16 protein-coding genes and 2 tRNA genes are annotated in these 19,306 nt (G+C 62.2%); 12 read left to right on the plus strand and 6 right to left on the minus strand.

The window, feature by feature from the left end:
* Nucleotides 1–18: 18 nt before the first annotated feature.
* The 3 genes from ACWFVE_RS02900 to mltF form a co-directional block, all read right to left on the minus strand.
* Nucleotides 19–924 (minus strand): polyprenyl synthetase family protein, encoded by a 906-nt coding sequence (locus tag ACWFVE_RS02900; protein ID WP_447527793.1) that lies wholly within the window; start codon nt 922–924, stop codon nt 19–21.
* A 153-nt stretch (nt 925–1,077) separates the two neighbouring features.
* Entirely contained in the window at nt 1,078–1,656 is a 579-nt protein-coding gene (locus tag ACWFVE_RS02905) for a YtfJ family protein (RefSeq protein ID WP_447527794.1), read from the minus strand.
* 37 nt (nt 1,657–1,693) lie between these two features.
* Nucleotides 1,694–3,133, minus strand: a complete 1,440-nt coding sequence (mltF, locus tag ACWFVE_RS02910; protein WP_447527795.1) for a membrane-bound lytic murein transglycosylase MltF — start codon at nt 3,131–3,133, stop codon at nt 1,694–1,696.
* Between the two features lie 165 nt (nt 3,134–3,298).
* On the opposite strand from mltF, the gene purL reads away from it, so the two are divergent.
* Nucleotides 3,299–7,231 (plus strand): phosphoribosylformylglycinamidine synthase, encoded by a 3,933-nt coding sequence (gene purL / locus ACWFVE_RS02915; RefSeq protein WP_447527796.1) that lies wholly within the window; start codon nt 3,299–3,301, stop codon nt 7,229–7,231.
* A gap of 119 nt (nt 7,232–7,350) precedes the next feature.
* On the opposite strand, the gene ACWFVE_RS02920 is transcribed toward purL, so the two are convergent.
* The gene (locus ACWFVE_RS02920; protein ID WP_447527797.1) at nt 7,351–7,584 is read right to left on the minus strand and encodes a hypothetical protein; all 234 of its coding nucleotides are present in this window, start codon (nt 7,582–7,584) and stop codon (nt 7,351–7,353) included.
* Between the two features lie 112 nt (nt 7,585–7,696).
* On the opposite strand from ACWFVE_RS02920, the gene ACWFVE_RS02925 reads away from it, so the two are divergent.
* The 6 genes from ACWFVE_RS02925 (at nt 7,697) to ACWFVE_RS02950 (ending at nt 12,711) form a co-directional block, all read left to right on the plus strand.
* Nucleotides 7,697–9,487, plus strand: coding sequence for a DEAD/DEAH box helicase (locus ACWFVE_RS02925; RefSeq protein ID WP_447527798.1), 1,791 nt, complete (start codon nt 7,697–7,699; stop codon nt 9,485–9,487).
* A 137-nt stretch (nt 9,488–9,624) separates the two neighbouring features.
* Nucleotides 9,625–10,557: a segregation and condensation protein A gene (locus tag ACWFVE_RS02930; RefSeq protein WP_447527799.1), complete on the plus strand. Its 933-nt coding sequence runs from the start codon at nt 9,625–9,627 to the stop codon at nt 10,555–10,557.
* Complete coding sequence (scpB, locus tag ACWFVE_RS02935) at nt 10,554–11,441, plus strand: SMC-Scp complex subunit ScpB (RefSeq protein WP_447527800.1); 888 nt, start codon at nt 10,554–10,556, stop codon at nt 11,439–11,441. The genes ACWFVE_RS02930 and scpB overlap by 4 nt, the downstream gene beginning before the upstream one ends.
* Complete coding sequence (rluB, locus tag ACWFVE_RS02940; protein ID WP_447527801.1) at nt 11,428–12,303, plus strand: 23S rRNA pseudouridine(2605) synthase RluB; 876 nt, start codon at nt 11,428–11,430, stop codon at nt 12,301–12,303. The genes scpB and rluB overlap by 14 nt, the downstream gene beginning before the upstream one ends.
* A 139-nt stretch (nt 12,304–12,442) precedes the next feature.
* Nucleotides 12,443–12,518, plus strand: a tRNA-Lys gene (locus tag ACWFVE_RS02945).
* 117 nt (nt 12,519–12,635) lie between these two features.
* Nucleotides 12,636–12,711 (plus strand) — tRNA-Lys (locus tag ACWFVE_RS02950).
* Nucleotides 12,712–12,782: 71 nt separating this feature from the next.
* On the opposite strand, the gene ACWFVE_RS02955 is transcribed toward ACWFVE_RS02950, so the two are convergent.
* Nucleotides 12,783–14,243, minus strand: a complete 1,461-nt coding sequence (locus ACWFVE_RS02955; protein ID WP_447527802.1) for a M48 family metalloprotease — start codon at nt 14,241–14,243, stop codon at nt 12,783–12,785.
* 160 nt (nt 14,244–14,403) lie between these two features.
* Here ACWFVE_RS02955 and ACWFVE_RS02960 point away from each other — a divergent pair, with 160 nt between their 5' ends.
* Together ACWFVE_RS02960 and ACWFVE_RS02965 are read left to right on the plus strand one after the other, a co-directional pair.
* Nucleotides 14,404–14,688, plus strand: coding sequence for a sulfurtransferase TusA family protein (locus ACWFVE_RS02960; protein ID WP_447527803.1), 285 nt, complete (start codon nt 14,404–14,406; stop codon nt 14,686–14,688).
* A complete protein-coding gene (locus tag ACWFVE_RS02965) occupies nt 14,685–15,797 on the plus strand; it encodes an AI-2E family transporter (RefSeq protein WP_447527804.1) in 1,113 nt (370 codons plus the stop codon). The genes ACWFVE_RS02960 and ACWFVE_RS02965 overlap by 4 nt, the downstream gene beginning before the upstream one ends.
* A 68-nt stretch (nt 15,798–15,865) precedes the next feature.
* Here ACWFVE_RS02965 and ACWFVE_RS02970 read toward each other — a convergent pair whose 3' ends face one another.
* A complete protein-coding gene (locus tag ACWFVE_RS02970) occupies nt 15,866–16,345 on the minus strand; it encodes a peroxiredoxin (RefSeq protein WP_447527805.1) in 480 nt (159 codons plus the stop codon).
* A gap of 257 nt (nt 16,346–16,602) precedes the next feature.
* Between ACWFVE_RS02970 and dapA the strand changes: the two genes are divergently transcribed.
* From dapA to purC, 3 genes are all read left to right on the plus strand, one after another.
* Complete coding sequence (dapA, locus tag ACWFVE_RS02975) at nt 16,603–17,487, plus strand: 4-hydroxy-tetrahydrodipicolinate synthase (protein WP_447527806.1); 885 nt, start codon at nt 16,603–16,605, stop codon at nt 17,485–17,487.
* Nucleotides 17,488–17,549: 62 nt separating this feature from the next.
* Nucleotides 17,550–18,530, plus strand: a complete 981-nt coding sequence (locus ACWFVE_RS02980; protein WP_447527807.1) for a lipoprotein, NlpB — start codon at nt 17,550–17,552, stop codon at nt 18,528–18,530.
* A gap of 27 nt (nt 18,531–18,557) precedes the next feature.
* A complete protein-coding gene (purC, locus tag ACWFVE_RS02985) occupies nt 18,558–19,274 on the plus strand; it encodes a phosphoribosylaminoimidazolesuccinocarboxamide synthase (protein ID WP_447527808.1) in 717 nt (238 codons plus the stop codon).
* The last annotated feature ends 32 nt before the right edge of the window (nt 19,275–19,306 follow it).

A 19,306-nucleotide genomic window follows, 5' to 3' on the forward strand; every position in this document is an offset into this window, starting at 1 on the left:
TGCGTGCCCCCTCTCGCGCTAGCCGAGTACGGCGAGCTGCTGGGTGAACCAGGCGTGGACGAACTGCCGGGTGCGACTGCCCGCTGGGCAGGCTCTGCGAAGATGTGTATCGGCGCGGGTCAGGTGGTCGTCCAGGCGCTCGCGTACCGCGCGTTCGCCAAGCGTTGCCACCAGTGTCGATTTACCGGCGTCCTGGTGGGCGTCCTTGCCGGTGCCGCTCAGCCCATCGGCCAGGTCGTCGATCAGTTGAAAGGCCTGGCCGAGCTCCTGAGCGAAAAGCTCGAGGGTGTGGGTGGCGCTTTCGTCGGCATCCGCGGCTAGCGTGGCAAGCGACAGCGTCGCGTTGAACAACATGCCGGTTTTGAGCTCGTTGGCGGTCAGGATCGAATCGACATCCCGCGCCTTGTCCCCTTCGCTCAAATCGAGAAACTGACCCTGCACCAGGCCTTGCAGACCCACGGCGCGGGCCAGGGCCGCCACCGCGGCGGCGCGGCGCTCGCCGCCAAGGCCCGGGGCTTCGGCCACCATGGCGTAGGCGCGGCTCAAAAGCGCCACGGCGGCCAAAATGGCCACGCTCTCACCGAACTGGCGGTGAATGGTGGGCCTTCCGCGGCGCAGGTTGGCGTTGTCCATACAGGGAATGTCATCGAGAATCAGTGAGGCGGCGTGAACCATCTCCACCGCGCAGGCGAGATCCAGCAGGCCGTCGAGCTCGGTCTGCACCCCCAGATCCTTCGCGGTCAGAAGTAACAGCAGCGGACGCACCCGTTTGCCCGGCGTAAGCGTGGCCTCGCGCATGGCGTTGGCGACCAGGTCTTGGCCGGGGCCTTCGGGCAGCCAGTGATCCAGGCGCTTCTCCAGCGACTCGCGCAGCGCCTGGATCTCGTCTTCATGGCGTAACAGTTGGTCGGCGTCGGCGTTCATGGAAGCGGTCCCTGGTATTTCATTGTTCATGGCAGTGGCGGGCGTGAAAGGCGAAGCCCGCGCTGTTCGCCGGTCAAAGGGGCTTTCCAGCGCCACTGCGATTGTAAAAAGAGTTTTAACATCAAGGGGCGAGGCGGGAAAGTCAATGCCGCTTTACTCGAGCATGGCGTGGAGAAGCTCCATGACGTGGTTGACTTCGTAAAGCGTCAGCGGGCCGTCCTTGGCAAAGCGTACGCGCCCGGCATCGTCGTGTACCACGACTGCCGAGCCGCCGCGCTCCAGGTTCCAGGCGTTTTGTACCGCGCTCGACTCGTCCACCACGAACTGAACGGTGGGGACATCGCGTTTGCTGCTTTCGACGCTACGGCGTACGAACATGGCGCTGCCGAATACCGCGTCGTCGGTGTTGATGATCGTGGTGGTCTGAAAGCGCTCATTGGGAAAATCGGCGGCTTCGATCGCCTCGATGATCGGCGTGTTCAGATCCTTGGCCGAGAGCCGCCCCGCGACGTGAAGCACCACGCCCACGTGGCCGGAAAGCTCGGCGCTGTCCCAGGCCTGGTACCTGAGGGCGCCATCTGACAATACCAGCTCGCCGCGGTCCGCCACGCGTACTGGGGTGACCGGTTCGCCCTGTTCAAACGCGGCGGCGGGCGCCAGGGTGCTGCCTATCCATAGCGCGGCGGCAAAGGCCCAGCGGCCGGCGGTGACATTCAAAAAGGGTCGCATCATGCTCTTCTCCGGGCTGATGACGGGGAGGGGGGTATGGTCAAGGCAGCGCGCCGGTGCTGGCAAGGCCTGTCTGGTCCAGCCGGAAAAATTGCTGACGGCTGCGCTCGACGTAGCTCAGCATTTCGTAGTAACGCCGGATGTTGCGCACGTAGATCACCGGCTCGCCGCCCCGAGCGTACCCGTAGCGGGTCTGGCTGTGCCATCGGCGCTGCTGCAAAAGCGGCAGTGACTTGCGCACGTCTGCCCAAAGGTCCGGGTCGTCGCCGCGTCGGCGGGTAATGTCGCGGGCGTCGTACAAGTGGCCAAGCCCCACGTTGTAGGCGGCCATTGCCATGTAAAGGCGGTCTTCGCCGGTGATGTCGTCGGGCAGGCGCTCTTCCAGGCTTCTCAAATAGCGTGCCCCGCCGTCGATACTCTGCGCCGGATCGCGGCGGTTTTGCACGCCCATGTCGCTGGCGGTCGGGTGGGTCAGCATCATCACGCCCCGCACGCCGGTGGGCGAGACCGCCTCCGCGTCCCAGTGAGACTCCTGGTAGCCCACTGCGGCCAGCAGTTTCCAGTCGAAACCGGTGGTTTCGGCGGCTTGCTTGAACAGCGGCGCGAACTCGGGCAAACGCTCGTCCAGGTGGCCCAGAAACGTGCGCGTGCCGACGTACTCGAGGTAGTCGTCGTGGCCGAAGTAACGATCGATCAAGCGATCCAGCACGCCGTTTTCGCGCTGCTCGTCCAAAAAGCGGTTGGCGGCGTCGAGCAGGCCAAGCCCTTGGCCCGCGGGCAGCGCCCAGGCGAGGGACAGCGGCTCGCCAATGGCGAAACCGCGCTCGACGTTGGGAAAGAACAGCCGGTTGACGCGAAACTGATGGTCGAAAATCACCGCGGCGTCGAGTTTCCCGGACTCGACGCTTGCCAGCAGCTCGGCAATTTCGCTCTCGTCCATCACCTGCCATTCAAGGCCTGGCACCGAGTCTTCGAGCACCTGCAGGGTCCGTTCGGTGCCGGTGGCTCTGAGCGTACCCACTTCGAGCCCGACCAGGTCTTGGGGCGTGTTGATCGCGTACAGCCCGCGGCGGTAGACCACCAGCGGCTGCATGTCGATGATCGCCCGGGTGTAGTGAACGCCGGGGGTCGATGGCGAGAGCGGCAGCGCCGAGGTGCCGATGTCGCCACGCTCGCGTACGGCGTCGAGCACCTCTTCCGGTGCGTGGCGGGCGTCAAGGTTGAGGCTTACGCCCAGGTGCTCGGCAAAGGCGTGCACCAGCTCGTACTCGAAGCCGGTGGGCCCCTGGCGGCCCTCGTAGTAGGTGGTCGGCGTGGTGCGGGTATGCGCGGTGATGAAATCCTTTTCCAGCACGCGGTTTAGGTGTTCCTGGGGCGTTTTGCCGGCGGTCACGGGCACCATTACCAGCCATACAATACTGAGCAGTGCCCAGTAGAGGCGATAGTAGGTGAGAAAGTGTCGGCAATAGAGTGTCGGCATGGGGCGTGGTCGATGTAAAACAGGCAGTCACCATACCCAGCCTGGTAGTCACTGTCACCTTGTCGATTTCGTATCAAAGCCGCTTTCCAGTATCATGGCGGGATTGTCGCACTGCGGCTTGGTGATTTCCCGCTCGAACTCTCTTAGCTTTAGAGGCCCCCAGATATGCTCGAACTGCGAGGCGCGTCCGCCCTTTCTGCCTTCCGTCATGACCGGCTTTTAAAAGCGCTGCGTGAACGCGTTCCCGAGGTAACGGCCCTGGCCGCCCACTACGTCCACTTTGCCGATTGCGCCGAGCCGTTGACGGATTTTGCACAAACGCGTCTGGCCAGTCTTCTGGACTACGGAAGCTTCAGCGCCGGCGAGGAGGTCCAAAACGCGCTTCGACTATGGGTCGTCCCGCGGCTGGGTACCCAGTCTCCCTGGTCCACCAAGGCAACGGATATCGCGCATAGCTGCGGGCTATCCAGCGTGCGTCGTATCGAGCGGGGTATCGAGTATCACGTGGGGGGCGAGGGACTCGACGAGCAGAGCAAAGCGTTGATCGCCGAGGCGCTTCACGACCGGATGACCGAAACCGTGCTGTGGGAGGCCAGTGAGGCCCAAAAGCTCTTCACGCGGCTGGACCCGGCTCCGCTCGGCGCAGTGGACATCCTCGGCGGCGGGCGCGAGGCACTGGCGGTGGCCAATCAGGAACTTGGCCTGGCGCTGACCGACGACGAGATCGACTACCTGGTCGATGCCTTCGGTGAGCTCAACCGCAACCCAAGCGACGTCGAGCTGATGATGTTCGCCCAGGCGAACTCCGAGCACTGCCGCCACAAGATCTTCAACGCCGACTGGCTGATCGACGGCGAAGAGCAGCCTCAGTCGCTTTTCAAGATGATCAAGAACACCTTCGCTACTTCGCCGGACAACGTGCTCTCGGCTTACAGCGACAACGCCGCGGTGATCAAGGGTAGCCAGGCCGGGCGCTTTTTCCCCACGCCCTTGACCGGGGCGGCGGGCGAGCGCGCTCAATACGGTGCCCATCAGGAGCCGATCCACATTCTGATGAAGGTGGAGACCCATAACCACCCGACGGCCATCGCGCCGTTTCCAGGGGCGGCCACCGGCTCCGGCGGCGAGATTCGCGACGAGGGCGCCACCGGCATCGGCGGTAAACCCAAGGCGGGGCTTGCCGGTTTTACCGTGTCCAACCTGCGTATTCCCGAATTCGTCCAGCCCTGGGAGGCCTTCGATTACGGCAAGCCCGAGCGCATGCAGTCGGCGCTTTCGATCATGCTCGACGGGCCGATCGGCGGGGCGGCGTTCAACAACGAGTTTGGCCGTCCGAATTTGACCGGCTACTTTCGCACCTACGAGCAGGACACGCTCAGCGGTGACACCATCAAGCGCCGCGGTTTCCACAAGCCGATCATGATCGCCGGTGGTTTCGGCAACATTCGCGCTCAGCACGTTCAAAAAGGCGATATTCCCATCGGGGGCAAGCTGATCGTCATGGGCGGGCCCTCCATGTTGATCGGTTTGGGCGGCGGGGCGGCGTCGAGCGTGACCTCCGGTACCTCGAGCGCGGATCTTGATTTCGCCTCGGTACAGCGCGAAAACCCGGAAATGGAGCGCCGCGTTCAGGAAGTGATCGACCGCTGCTGGGCGATGGGGGATAAAAACCCGATCCGCTTCATTCACGATGTCGGCGCCGGCGGGCTCTCCAACGCCCTGCCGGAACTGGTCAAGGATGGTAACCGCGGCGGGCTTTTCGACCTGCGCGCCGTACCCAACGCGGAGCCGGGCATGAGCCCGCTGGAAATCTGGTGCAACGAAGCCCAAGAGCGCTACGTGCTGGCCGTGGCGCCGGAAGACCTCGATACCTTCGAGGCGTTCTGTAAGCGCGAGCGCTGCCCTTATGCGGTGGTCGGCGAGGCGCTGGAAGAGCACCACCTGGAAGTGCGCGACGGCCACTTCGAGAGCAAGCCCGTCGATCTGCCCATGAGCGTGCTGTTCGGCAAGGCGCCGAAAATGCAGCGCGAATTCACCCGGCAGACCCCGGAGCTCTCCGGGGTGATGCTCGACAACCTGGACCTGCGCGAAGCGCTGGACCGGGTGCTGCGCCTGCCAGCGGTGGCTTCGAAAAGCTTTCTGATCACCATTGGCGATCGCTCGATCACAGGCCAGGTCGCCCGTGACCAGATGGTCGGCCCCTGGCAGGTGCCGGTGGCGGATGTCGCCGTGACCACCGCAAGCTTTGACACCCACGCCGGTGAGGCCATGGCGATGGGCGAGCGCCCGCCGGTGGCGCTGATCGACGCGGCGGCCAGCGCCCGTTTGGCGGTGGCGGAGTCGATCACCAATCTGGCCGCTGCCCCCATCGGCAAACTCTCGGACATCAAGCTCTCCGCCAACTGGATGAGCGCGGCGGACCGTCCCGGCGAAAACCAGGCGCTGTTCGATGCCGTATACGCGGTCGGCATGGAGCTTTGCCCAGCGCTGGGTATCGCCGTGCCGGTGGGTAAGGACTCGATGTCCATGCACACCGCCTGGCAGGGCGAGAACGCCCGCGGTGAAGCGGAGGAGAAGAGCATTACCTCGCCGCTTTCGCTGGTCGTCACGGGCTTTGCGCCGGTCACCGACGCGCTGGCAACCCTGACCCCGCAGATCAACATGGAGCAGGACGAGTCGGATCTGATCCTGATTGACCTGGGCGGCGGCCAGAACCGCCTGGGCGGCTCGGCGCTGGCCCAGGTGTATGGCCAACTGGGCGACACTTGCCCGGATGTCGACGACCCGGAAGACATCAAGGCCTTCTTTGAAGTGATCCAGGGGCTCAATCGCGATGGCAAGCTGCTGGCCTACCACGACAGAAGCGACGGTGGTTTGCTCGTCACGCTGCTCGAGATGGCGTTTGCCGCCCACGCGGGGCTCGAGATCAAGCTCGATTGGATGGTCGACGAGCCGGTAGAGGCGCTCAACGCGCTGTTTTCCGAGGAGCTGGGCGCGGTGATTCAGGTCAACCGCCAGCACACCGAAGAAGTGCTCACCCAGTTCGCCGTAGCGGGTATCGAAACCTGCGGTGTGATCGCAAGGCCGCGCTACGACGACCAGGTGCGGGTCACGCTGTTCGAAGAGCCGCTTCTGGAAACCACGCGGCAATTGACCCAGCGCACCTGGTCGGAAACCAGCTACCGCATGCAGGCGCTGCGCGATAACCCTGAGTGCGCCAAGAACGAGTTCGACAGCCTGATGGACGTGCGCGATCCTGGTCTCAGCGCCGCGCCCAGCTTCGATGTGAACGAAGACATCAGTGCCCCTTTCGTCAACACCGCTAGGCCCGCGATCGCGGTGCTGCGCGAGCAGGGCGTCAACGGCCAGGTCGAGATGGCCTGGGCGTTCGACAAGGCGAAGTTTGAGGCCGTCGACGTCCACATGAGCGATATCCTCGAAGGCCGCGTGTCGTTGGACGAGTTCAAGGGTCTGGTCGCCTGCGGTGGCTTCTCGTTTGGTGACGTGCTCGGTGCCGGCGGCGGCTGGGCGAAGTCGATCCTCTTCAACGAACGCGCCCGGGAGCAGTTCGCCGGTTTCTTTGGTCGCGACGACACCTTTACCCTTGGCGTGTGCAACGGCTGTCAGATGCTTTCGCAGCTCAAACCGCTGATTCCGGGGGCCGAGAGCTGGCCGTCCTTCGCGCGCAACGAATCCGAGCAGTTCGAGGCGCGGGTCTCCATGGTGCGGGTCGAGAAAAGCCCCTCGATTCTACTCAAAGGCATGGAAGGCTCGACGCTGCCCATCGCCGTGGCCCACGGTGAAGGCCGCGCGGAATTTCGTGATAGCGCCCACCTGCGCCAGATGCAGTCGTCGAGCCAGATCGCGCTGCGCTATATCGACCACTACGGCCAGGTCACCACGCGCTATCCGGCCAACCCCAACGGCTCGCCGTCGGGTATTACCGGCCTCACCACGCCGGATGGCCGGGTAACGATCATGATGCCGCACCCGGAACGAGTGACCCGCGCGGTCACCAACTCCTGGCGGCCCAGCGAGTGGACCGAGGACGGCGCCTGGCTACGCCTGTTTCGCAACGCGCGCACCTGGCTTGGCTAGCCCCTCGTTGATCAATGAGCGTTAAGGTGTTTCAGGCGTAAAAAAAGCGGTGACAGGATGCGTTCCTGTCACCGCTTTGGCGTGACGGTTCATAATAGCGGTCAACCTGTTGCTCTCATCTATTCAAGGGGCTGGGGTGGGGCGTGTTGGCGCCAGGTAACCCCTGCAATGTCTAGCTCGTCTTCGAGATGGCTCAAGCTCTTTTGATAGCGCTCGACCATCGCTTCGTAGCGACCAAAGTCGTGACCACAGTCCATACAGTAAACGTGGACCGTGTTGCGGCGGGTGGCGGGTAAACGCTTTAGCCGGCTACCGCAGGAGGGACAATCGGCGCTAAAGTGGTTGGTAGACATGGCATACTCCTTCATGACGTCTTACATCCGCAAGAAATTAAAAAATGTTATCCCTGTCTCCCTGATGGTGTGATTCACATCCTGGCAAAAAGTTCAATAGCAGGCTAACTAATTGGTTGAAAACCCGGCATCGACCCTTCCTACACTGCGTGGTTATCAGCGCCAGGCGGTAGAGCGGGTCATCGAACATTTTCGCGCGACAAGCGCTCCAGGCGTGGTGGTGCTGCCCACCGGCAGTGGTAAGTCCCTGGTGATTGCCGAGCTTGCAAGGCTTGCCCGGGGGCGGGTGCTGGTGCTGGCCCACGTGCGCGAGCTGGTCGAACAAAATTACGCCAAGTACCAGGCCTACGGGCTCGAGGCGGATATCTTCAGCGCGGGGCTTTCGCGCAAGGAGGCGAGCCGCCAGGTGGTGTTTGGCTCGGTGCAGTCGGTGGTGCGCAACCTCGAATCCTTCGTTGATGAAAACTTCACGCTGCTGGTGATCGATGAGTGCCATCGGGTCTCGCTCGAGAAGGATTCAAGCTACCGCAAGGTGATCGACCATCTTCAGCGCCAGAACCCCCAGCTCAAGATTTTAGGCTTGACCGCCACGCCCTATCGGCTGGGTCAGGGGTTTATCTACCATCGCCACTACCATGGCATGGTGCGCGGCAGTGAGGCGTGCTTTTTCACCGACTGCGTGTTCGAGCAGCCGCTTCGCCTAATGGTCAAAAAGGGTTACCTGACTCCGCCCGAACGCCTCGACATGGCTGTTCAGGGCTACGACTTCTCGCGTTTGGTGCCAGCCCAGGGCGGCCAGTTCCCCGAGCGCGCACTCAACGAAGTGGTGGCGGCGAGCCGCGCCACGCCGGGCATCGTCGAGCAGATCGTCGAGCGCGCCGAGACGCGCCAGGGCGTGATGATCTTCGCCGCTACCGTCGCCCACGCCGAGGAGGTAACGGGGTATCTGCCCGAAGGACAAGCCGCGCTGATCACCGGCGATACCCCGGCCCAGGAGCGGGAGCGGCTGATCGCGGCGTTCAAGGCGCGCGCGCTCAAGTACCTGGTCAATGTCTCGGTGCTGACTACCGGTTTCGACGCGCCGCACGTCGATGTGATCGCGATTTTGCGGCCTACCGAGTCGGTGAGTCTTTATCAGCAGATCGTCGGGCGCGGGCTCAGGTTATCGCCAGGTAAGGAGGATTGTCTGGTGCTCGACTACGCCGGCAACCCCTGGAACCTGTACGCCCCGGAGGTCGGCGAGCCCAGACCCGATAGCGACAGCGAGCCGGTGCAGGTGATTTGCCCGGCCTGCGAGCACGCCAATCTCTTTTGGGGCAAGCGCGACGGCGAGCTGGTCATCGAGCACTTCGGGCGACGCTGCCAGGGGCTAATCGAGGACGACCAGGGCCGACGCCAACAGTGCGATTTTCGCTTTCGCTTCAAGGTGTGTGAGCAGTGCGGCGCTGAGAACGACATTGCCGCCAGGCGCTGCAATGGCTGCCAGACGCTGCTGGTCGACGCCGACGACAAGCTCAAGGATGCGCTGAAGCTCAAGGATGCCAAGGTGTTAAGAGTGAGCGGCATGCAGGTCGAGGCGACCACCAACGGGCGGGGCCTGCCGCGTTTGAAGGTCACCTACTTTGATGAGGACGGTTTGAGTCTGAGCGAGTGGTTCGCACTCGAAACCGCCGGTCAGCGCCACGCTTTTTACCAGCGCTTTCTGCGCGAGCATTTGCGCGCGCCGGGCATCGAGTGGAAGCCTGCCACCGCCGAGGAGGTCGCGGTTGATGCCCACCGGCTGCGTCGCCCGGATTTCGTGGTGGGGCGCAAGGTGGGCCGCCACTGGCAGATTCGTGAAAAGCTGTTCGACTACCAGGGGCGCTTTCGTAAGGCCGCCGACGCCGGTGGCGATGCCCCTTAGCCCACGCGCTGTTACACTGTGCGCATGTCCATGAATCTCTCCATGCAACCGTCCATACGACTATCCGTGCAGGCGTTTAGAAAGCGGTTGATAAGACCGCCCAGCCAACCGTTCATTAACCTGGCAGGTCCCCCCGCGTGAGCGAAACGCAAGAGCCCAGCGACGAGCATTACGCCGAGCAGTCGAGTGTCGACGAGCCCTTGGTCGAGGCGCTTGGTCGGCTCTTCGACGAGCCGATTACCCAGATGCCCGAGGATCTCTATATTCCCCCCGAGGCGCTCAAGGTGTTTCTCGAGGCCTTCGAGGGGCCGCTTGATCTGCTGCTCTATCTTATCCGCCGCCAGAATCTGGATATTCTGACCGTCAACGTGGCGACCATTACCCACCAGTACATCGAGTACGTGGAGCTGATGAAGGCGATGCAGATCGAGCTTGCCGGAGAGTATCTGTTGATGGCCGCGATGCTTGCCGAGATCAAATCGCGTACGCTGCTGCCGCGCCCGCCCAAGGAGGAGGGCGAGGAAGAAGAGGACCCGCGTGCCGAGCTGATCCGCCGCCTGCAGGAGTACGAGCGGCTCAAGGAGGCCGCCGAAACCCTCGATACCCTGCCCCGGGTGGGCCGCGACTGGTTCAGCGTGCAGGCGGGGCTGCCGCCGATCGAAACCCGGGTCATCCACCCGGACGTCGAGCTCGACGAGCTGTTGGGCGCGCTCACTCATATTCTGAAACGCGCGGAGCTGACCCAGAGTCACCAGATCGGCCGCGAGGTGCTCTCCACCCGCGAGCGCATGCTGAAGATCATGGAAATTCTGGGAGAGGACGCCGCTCAAGGGCGCTATACGCCTTTCGAGGCGTTGTTCACTCTGGAGGAGGGGCGCGGCGGCGTGGTGGTCACCTTCATGGCGATTCTGGAGCTTGCCAAGGAGGCCATGATCGATATCGTGCAGAACGCGCCACTTTCGCCCATTCACGTTCGCGCCCGCCAGGCGGCGCTGACCGACGCGCAGGAAAATACCGCCTTCGAGCCAGGCGATGACGCCCAGGACGCTTTTGAAGAGGATCCATCGTGACCACCACCACCCTCGACGAAATCATCGAAGCGGGGCTTTTGGCGGCCGGCGAGCCGCTGTCCGTCGAGCGCCTCGAAACGCTCTTTATGGAAGGTGAAAGCCCCGGCCCCCGGGCGCTACGCGAGGCGCTCGGCCGCCTGGGTGAGCGCCACGAAGCAGGCGCCCTGGAGCTGGTCGAAACCGCCTCGGGCTTTCAGCTGCGCATTCGCCCGCGGCTTTCCCGGTGGGTGTCCAGGCTTTGGGATGAACGCCCCCAGCGTTACTCCCGAGCGCTTTTAGAGACGCTGGCGCTGATCGCCTACCGCCAGCCGGTCACCCGCGGCGATATCGAAGAGGTGCGCGGGGTGAGCGTGTCGAGCTCGATCATGCGCACGCTGATGGAGCGCGGCTGGATTCGCGTGGTCGGCCACCGCGACGTGCCGGGCCGCCCGGCGGTCTACGCCACCACCCGCAGCTTTCTCGACGACTTCGGTCTGAAGACCCTGGACGCGCTGCCGCCGATGCACGCCCTGGTCCATCAGGAAGAAGCCCGGCAGGAGGAGGCCCAGCAGGAAGAGCTTGCCATCGGCGATGACGCCAGCGCCCCGGCCGAGCAGGAAAACGCACCGCTGGATTCGAGCGCACCGGGGAGCGAAAAGCCCGCGCCAGAAAAAACGTCCGAGTCTCTGGACGAGGCGCCGGAAACCGTGCAGGATGCGCCACCCAGTACGGGTGAGAGCGCTCAGGATACGAGCGCTCTCACCCCACACCACGCCGAGACGGCGTTAACCCCGCCGCTTAGCTTCGCCGATTTAGAGGCACGGCTAGCGGCGCGTGCGGCCAAAAAGCGTGACGAGCCCACGACGACAGAGAAGAAGAGGTCCGACGACCATGAGCCAGAATAACCAAACCCCACCCCCCGGCAGCGAAAAGCTGCAAAAAGTGCTGGCCCGCGCAGGCTTTGGCTCGCGCCGGGAAATGGAAAACGTCATCAGTGACGGCCGCGTCAAGGTCAACGGCCACGTTGCCAAACTTGGCGACCGGGTCGAAGAGCGCGATAAGGTCAGCCTCGACGACCGCCCGGTCTCGCTGCGCCCCGAAGCCGAAGTGCCCCGGCGCGTTTTGATGTACAACAAGCCCGAAGGCGAGCTTTGCACGCGTAAGGACCCGGAAGGCCGGCGTACGGTCTTCGAGCGCCTGCCGCGGCTCAAGGGCGAGCGCTGGATCGCGATTGGCCGACTGGATATCAACACCAGCGGACTTTTGCTGTTCACCACCGACGGCGAGCTTGCCAACCGCTTGATGCACCCCTCGACCCAGGTCGAGCGCGAGTACGCGGTGCGCGTGATGGGCGAGGTCAAGCAAGAGAACATCAAGGCAATGGTCGACGGCGTGATGCTTGAAGACGGCCCGGCGCGCTTTACCGACGTGCAGGAGTTCGGCGGCGAAGGCATCAATACCTGGTTTCACGTGGTGATCATGGAAGGCCGCAACCGCGAGGTGCGTCGTCTTTGGGAGTCCCAGAGCCTGACCGTGAGCCGTTTGAAGCGCGTGCGCTACGGCAATATCTTTTTGGACAAGCGCGCCAAGGCCGGCGAGTGGATCGAACTCAACCAGGACGAAATCGACGATTTGGCAACGCTCGCCCAGCTCGAAGCGCGCAAGGTGCCCGAGCTCACCCCGGACGAGAAAAACCGCTGGAGCCGCGACAAGCACAAGCGCCGCCCGGTGCAGGCGATGCGCAAGCCCAAACCCAAGCGTGGCTAAGGCAGGCTCATCCTTGTTGACTCCTATTGGGACAGTCATATTGGAACAATAGAGTGCAAGTGGCGATTAATGATCGGTAAAGTATAAAAAGTACTTGCGAAAGCGTTGGGGTATCCGTACTATATGCATCCGTTCGAGGGGGTCGTTAGCTCAGTTGGTAGAGCAGTTGACTTTTAATCAATTGGTCGCAGGTTCGAATCCTGCACGACCCACCACCGGCGCAAAGGCATTTATTCTGCGCTGGCCCTTTTGAAAGTATCAGTACTTTTAAAAGTCTCAATAGAAGTATCGAACGCCTTGCCCTATAGCGCACATCGTGCCCTTGGCAGTTTGGGTCGTTAGCTCAGTTGGTAGAGCAGTTGACTTTTAATCAATTGGTCGCAGGTTCGAATCCTGCACGACCCACCAAATTCAGCGCCCCTGGCAGTTATCTGCCAGGGGCGTTTTGTTGTGTACCCGTTCGCCGGGCTGGCAGTGGGTCAGTTAAACGATGAGAGCGCCTCTCGGTACTCCAGGAAGGCTTCCCGACGCTGGTCGATCAACGCCACCAGGGAAGGCTCGTTTTCCTGCTGGGCCACGTTTTTGGCAATCGCGAGTTGCTGAATGCCGCGGTCCACCCGGCCGGTCAGTTGAAGATACTCGGCCTGGGCCAAGTGCCCCCAGCCATTATGGCCGCTACGCCCGGCGGCGGTGCTCAAAAGGTTAAAGCCCTGCGGATTTTCCGGATAGCGCTCGGTCACGCGCCTAAGCAGCGAAAACGCCGCCTGGGGGTCGCGCTGAAGCTGCGCCTCGGCAAGCATCAACTGGGTGGGCAGGTAGTTGGGCATAAAGCGCAGCCAGCGCTCGCTACGCGTGATCGCTTCGTCGATACGGTTGGCCTGTAAGGCCACCTCGGCGGCGGAAGCGGGGATCATGGCGTAGTCTGGATGCTCGGCGGCGAGCTGGTCGAGGCGCTGCAGGGCGGTGTCCACCTGGCCGCGGCGGGCGTCGATCAACGCCGCCAGGTAGCGCTGCGCGGGCTCCTCGACACCGCCTTGTTCAAGGCGCGTGGTCGCTTGGCTTGGGGTATTGGCGTAAATGCTCAAAAGCGCCCGGGCGCGCATCATGTCGTAGAGGGTGTCGCTTTGGTAGCTGTCGGCCACGGTGAGCTGGGCCACCCGGGCCTGGGCGTCGCTCAAGCGGCTGTCCGATACCGGGTGGGTCAGCAAAAACTCCGGCGGCGTGCCGCCCTGCAGGCGCGCCATGCGCTGCATGGAGGCGAACATGCGCACCATCGCTTGCGGCTCATAACCGGCGTCGGCCATGGCCTGTAGGCCGATTCGGTCCGCCTCTTGCTCGAAGCGCCGCGAGTAGGAGAGCTGGTCCTGGATCACCGCGGCCTGGGAGCCCATGGCCGCGGCGATACCCGCATCGCCGCCGCCGCTAGCGGCGATCAGAATGCCGGCCAGCATGCCCGCCATGGCGGGTAGCTGGGTTTGCCCCGCGCGTTCGGAGCCGCGGGCGTAGTGGCGCTGAGACAGGTGGCCAAGCTCGTGGGCGAGTACCGAGACGAAAGCGCCTTCATCGTCGGCAAAGGCAAATAGCCCCGAATTGATCCCCACCACGCCACCGGGTACCGCAAAGGCGTTGAGCGCGCGGTGATCCACCATCACCGTCGTGGTGTTCAAAGCGCCCAGTTGGCTGTAAGGCGTGAGCCGGGCCACTAGACTCTCCAGGTAGTCGTTGACGATCGGATCCTGCCACTGCGGCGCCTGGGCGCGAAACTGCCTGAGCCAGGCGCGGCCAAGGCGAAACTCTTCCTGGCTGACCGAGGGCGCGGCGCCGCCAAGACTTGGCAGTTGGCTGTTGTCGAAGGCTCGACCTTGCGAGGGCAAAAGAACGCTTGCCAGTACCAGCGTAAACGCCAGGGCCCAGCGTGGCAGAAAACGAACGTGCGGCATGGCATCCTCTTCTAGTAAGACCTGCTCGGGGAAGCGGGGACGTGGATGTGACATTGATTCGAGCGGGGAAGTGCCGTTAAATCAAACGCAATCGAAGCTTAGTGATAACCAGGTTTATGCCACAATGCCAGCTTTGCCCAGGCATTTTAAGGGAGGCGCCATGGCCAGTGATGACGAGTTGGATCAAAACACGCCCGAAGCACCCGCGCCGGACGCGTTCGTGGACGCCTGTGGTCTGGCCTGCCCGCTGCCGCTTTTGAAAGCCAAGCAGGGGCTGGCGGCGCTCGAAAGCGGTCAGCTTCTGGAAATCGTCGCAAGCGACCAGGGGTCATGGCGGGATATCACCTCGTTCACCGAGCAGAGCGCTCACCGGCTTATCAAGCGCGAGCAGCGCGACGATAAGTACCATTTTTGGATACGCAAAGCAGAGAGTTCGCCTATATGACCATGCGCAACATCCTGAAAAGCTGGGTGGAACGCTACTTCTCGGACGAAGAAGCCCTGGTGCTTCTGTTAGTGCTGATCGCCGGGTTTGCCGCCATTATCTGGTTTGGCCGTATGCTGGCGCCGTTTTTCACCGCGCTGGTGCTGGCCTTTCTGCTGCAGGGCGTGGTGAACGTTTTCACCCGCCGCGGCGTGCCGCACCTGTTGGCCGTCATCATCGTCTTTTTGGCGTTTATCGGCGTGCTGCTGACCCTGGCCTTCATTTTGATGCCGTTGATCTGGAATCAGTTGGTGGGGCTCGTGCAGGAGTCGCCGCGCATGTTCGCCAGCAGCCAAGCGTGGCTCGACGATCTTCAGGCTCGCTACCCCAACCTGATCACCCCGGACCAGATGCAGAGCTGGGTGGGCGTGGCCAGCCGCGAGATCAGCCAGCTTGGCCAGCGCGCGCTGACGCTGTCGCTGGCCTCATTGGGTAACGTGATGTCGATCATCATCTACTTGGTGCTGGTGCCGATTCTGGTGCTTTTCATGCTCAAGGATCGCGACAAGCTGGTGGGCTTCATTCTTTCGTTATTGCCGCAAAAGCGTACGCTCTTGACGCGCATCTGGCGGGAAATGGATGTCCAGATCGCCAACTATATCCGCGGTAAATCCATCGAGATTATCATCGTGGGCACGGTGGCGTTTTTCACCTTCACGCTGTTTGGCCTGCCTTATACTGCGCTTTTATCGGTGCTGGTCGGCTTTTCGGTGCTGGTGCCGTTTATCGGCGCCGCCGTGGTCACGCTGCCGGTAGCCGCAGTGGCGGGCTTTCAGTTCGGTATCGGCGAGCAGTTCGCCTACGTGCTGCTCGCCTACGCCATCATTCAGGCGCTGGATGGCAACGTGCTTTCGCCGATTCTGTTCTCGGAGACCAACAACATCCACCCGGTGTCGATCATCGTCGCCGTGCTGTTCTTTGGCGGTATCTGGGGCTTTTGGGGCATCTTCTTCGCGATCCCCTTGGCCACGCTTTTAAAAGCGCTGGTCTACGCCTGGCCCAGGCGCGTCAATACCCGGCAAGCGCTCGAGGAGCCTGGCATCATGGTGACGGACGAAAGCAGACTATAAGCCAGTCCAGAAGCCGCTCTAAAACGCCACAGTAAGCGCCCGCCAGAGCCTCTGGCGGGCGCTTTGGGTTAAGCGCTTTGCGGGTCGAGGGCTTGGGCCTCGGCCAGCACCTCTTCGACGTGGCCGGGTACCTTGACACCACGCCACTCCTTGGCCAGTACGCCGTCTTTATCGATCAAGAAGGTGCTGCGCTCGATCCCCAGGTGCTCCTTGCCGTACATCTTTTTTAGCTTGACGACGTCGAAAATCGAACACACCGTTTCGTCCTTGTCGGAGATCAGCTCGAAGTTGAACGCCTGCTTGGCCTTGAAGTTCTCCTGGGCGCGAATGCCGTCTCGGGAGACGCCGATCACCACCGTATTGGCCGCTGCGAACGCCTCCTTGTGGTCACGGAAATCGCCCCCTTCGGTGGTGCAGCCGGGGGTGCTCGCCTTGGGGTAGAAGTAAACGACCACCTGCTGGCCCTTGTAATCCGAGAGCGTTACGGTGGTGTCACTGGTCGCCGGGGCGCTGAAATCGGGAACGGGTTTGCCTACTTCCACGGCCATTGAAAAGCTCCTGTTACTGGGGGGTGTTGCTCGATTACACGCAACTGGGCTCTCTGTGTCAAAGTCGGCGGGAGCGTCTCTTGCCCGGCCAGGTGAAAACTTGGCGCGCTTTACGCTGTACAGGTTCGAGTGCGCTGAGTACCATTTGCCTCTTGAATGTGCCTGTCGGCGGCAAGACGAGGGCGTTTTAGAACGCTTCGAGCGGGCCGATCGTTTTAATATGACGTATTTACACTTACCAGGTGAGGAATAAGCGGATGATCACAGGCAGCATAGTCGCCCTGGCGACGCCAATGAAAGTCAATGGCGATATCGACTGGGAGGCGTTACGTCGTCTGGTGAACTTCCATCTCGAGAACGGCACCGACGCCATCGTCGCCGCGGGCACGACCGGCGAGCCCACCACGATGTCTTTTGCCGAGCATTTCGATGTGATTCGAAGCGTGGTGGAGGAAGTGAACGGGCGCATTCCGGTCATCGCCGGTACTGGCGCCAACGCGACTTCTGAGGCGGTAGAGCTTGCCCGTTACGCAAGCGAGGTAGGCGCGGACTACTGCCTGTCGGTCTGCCCGTACTACAACAAGCCCACCCAGGAGGGCCTGTACCAGCACTTCAAAGCGGTGGCCGAGGGCAGCAAACTGCCGGTCATCATGTACAACGTGCCGGGGCGCACCTGCTCGGATCTTTACAACGAAACCGTGGTGCGTTTGGCCGAAGTGGACAATATCATCGGTTTGAAGGACGCCACCGGGAACCTTGAGCGCGCGGAAGATCTAATTGCACGGCTCAAAGGCAGCGGTTTCATGCTCTACTCTGGTGACGATGCAACCGCCTGTGACTTCATGCTGATGGGGGGGCACGGCGATATCTCGGTGACCGCCAACGTCGTCCCCAGCGCCATGCACGAGCTGTGCAGCGCGGCGGTTGCCGGTGATAGTGAGAAAGCGCACCAGATCAATACACGTTTGATGCCGCTTCACACGAATCTCGGGATCGAGTCCAATCCGATCCCCGTCAAGTGGTCGCTCAACCGCATGGGCTACATGGACGCGGGCATTCGGCTGCCCTTGACCTGGCTTTCGGAAAAATACCACGCCACTGTTAGTGAAGCGCTGCAGTTGGCTGGCGTCGTCGAAGAGTAACGGCGTCCGACCCCAATGCCCGGCCACGCCGGGCGAGTGAACTGTTGACTTAAGGTGGCTTGATGAGCTCTGTGCTTAAAAGACCCGCGCTGAAATGTATGCCGCTGGCACTGGTTATGGGGGTGGCGCTTTCTGGCTGCGCACGCGATGGCTTCTATGACGATCGCAATCTGGACTACGCCGACGTCACCCCGGCCTCGCCGCTGGTGCTGCCGGAAAGCCGTAACGCCCAGCGCTACAACGATGCCATGCCGGTCCCCCAGGCATCGCTTCAGGGCAGCCGGGTCGAAAGCGCCGCCGACGTTGCACCGCCGCCGTCGCTTTCGATCGGCAGTGGCCTGGAGCCCGAATACGTCGAGCGCCGCCAGGTAGGCAGCCGCGCTTGGCTGGTCGTCGCCGCCGATACCGGCGCCGTGTGGCCTCAGCTTGAAGCCTTCGCGCAAAGCCGTGGGCTGGGTATCCAACAAAGCGATGCCAATCAGGGCGTGATCGTCACCTCCCAGGCCAGGCTTGAACTGCAAAGCGCGCTGCGCGCGGGCAGTAGCGAAGTGCGCTGCGAGCAAAACGGCCAGGCGGCAAGCAGCTGCCTCGACGCCCTGGAAGAGTATCTGGGCGCGCGCAGCGCCACGGCCAGCGCCTCCTCCTGGAACGCGCAGCGCCTTTCCAACGAGCGCAGCTTGCAAATTCGCCAGCAAGACGGCGAGTGGGAAGCGGTCATTCCGCAAGATGCCGAGCGCGTATGGGCCGAGCTCGACCACTACATGACCCAGGATTTCACCGTCGAGAATCGCCGTGAGCTGGTCGAAAAGTCGCCGGAGAACTACGAATTTCTGGTCAACTACATGACCGCCTCGGAAGAGGGTCGCAACCCGATTCAGGTTGTCTTTAGTAATGACGTTCGCCGTATGACCCAGAACATTCGCCTGGTGCTTGAGCCCCAGGGCAACGAAAGCGTACTTCGCGCCATCAATGCAAGCGATCGCGAATTCAGTGCCAGTGATCAGCGCGAGCTTCTCGAACGCGTTTCCGGCTACTTGCGCTAACGTTTAACTACATTATTCGGAGCCCCCATGGAAAAGCGTAACGAACTCTACGCTGGCAAAGCCAAGTCGGTCTACACCACCGACGACCCGGACCTGCTGGTCCTTAAGTTTCGCGACGACACCAGCGCTTTTGATGGCAAAAAGATGGAGTCGCTGGCGCGCAAGGGGATGGTCAACAACGTCTTCAACGCCTTCATCATGGAGCGTTTGGAAGAGGCCGGGATTCCTACCCATTTCGAAAAGCAGCTCTGTGATACCGAGAGCCTGGTCAAGAAAATGGAGATGATTCCGGTCGAGTGTGTGATCCGTAACGTCGCCGCCGGCGGTCTGGTCAAGCGTCTGGGCATCGAGGAAGGGCAGGCGCTGACGCCGCCCACCTTCGAGCTTTTCTTGAAAAATGACGAGAAAGGCGACCCGATGATCAACGAATCATTAGCGGAGACCTTCGGCTGGGCCACCCCCGAGCAGCTTTTACAAATGAAGAAGCTGACCTACAAGGTCAACCAGGTGCTCAAGCAGCTCTTTCATGAGGGCGGCATGCTGCTGGTGGACTACAAGCTCGAGTTCGGCGTGTTCAAGGGTGAGATCGTACTCGGCGACGAGTTCTCCCCGGATGGCTGCCGTTTGTGGGACGCCAGCACCCGCGAGAAGATGGACAAGGACCGCTTCCGCCAAGGGCTCGGGGGCGTGATCGAGGCCTACGAAGAAGTCGGCCGCCGCCTGGGCATTACCTTTCCGGGCTAAGCGCTAATCTTGAGTACTGGGATTAAGTACTA

It is taken from the genome of Vreelandella mediterranea (assembly GCF_970647075.1).

Excerpts from the sequence above, each read along its gene's own strand:
- ACWFVE_RS02920 (WP_447527797.1), bottom strand. The coding sequence starts at position 7,584 with ATGTCTACCAACCACTTTAGCGCCGATTGTCCCTCCTGCGGTAGCCGG.
- dapA (WP_447527806.1), top strand. The coding sequence starts at position 16,603 with ATGATCACAGGCAGCATAGTCGCCCTGGCGACGCCAATGAAAGTCAAT.
- ACWFVE_RS02900 (WP_447527793.1), bottom strand. The coding sequence starts at position 924 with ATGAACGCCGACGCCGACCAACTGTTACGCCATGAAGACGAGATCCAG.
- purL (WP_447527796.1), top strand. The coding sequence starts at position 3,299 with ATGCTCGAACTGCGAGGCGCGTCCGCCCTTTCTGCCTTCCGTCATGAC.
- ACWFVE_RS02955 (WP_447527802.1), bottom strand. The coding sequence starts at position 14,243 with ATGCCGCACGTTCGTTTTCTGCCACGCTGGGCCCTGGCGTTTACGCTG.
- ACWFVE_RS02960 (WP_447527803.1), top strand. The coding sequence starts at position 14,404 with ATGGCCAGTGATGACGAGTTGGATCAAAACACGCCCGAAGCACCCGCG.
- ACWFVE_RS02970 (WP_447527805.1), bottom strand. The coding sequence starts at position 16,345 with ATGGCCGTGGAAGTAGGCAAACCCGTTCCCGATTTCAGCGCCCCGGCG.
- rluB (WP_447527801.1), top strand. The coding sequence starts at position 11,428 with ATGAGCCAGAATAACCAAACCCCACCCCCCGGCAGCGAAAAGCTGCAA.
- purC (WP_447527808.1), top strand. The coding sequence starts at position 18,558 with ATGGAAAAGCGTAACGAACTCTACGCTGGCAAAGCCAAGTCGGTCTAC.
- ACWFVE_RS02905 (WP_447527794.1), bottom strand. The coding sequence starts at position 1,656 with ATGATGCGACCCTTTTTGAATGTCACCGCCGGCCGCTGGGCCTTTGCC.
- ACWFVE_RS02980 (WP_447527807.1), top strand. The coding sequence starts at position 17,550 with ATGAGCTCTGTGCTTAAAAGACCCGCGCTGAAATGTATGCCGCTGGCA.
- ACWFVE_RS02965 (WP_447527804.1), top strand. The coding sequence starts at position 14,685 with ATGACCATGCGCAACATCCTGAAAAGCTGGGTGGAACGCTACTTCTCG.
- mltF (WP_447527795.1), bottom strand. The coding sequence starts at position 3,133 with ATGCCGACACTCTATTGCCGACACTTTCTCACCTACTATCGCCTCTAC.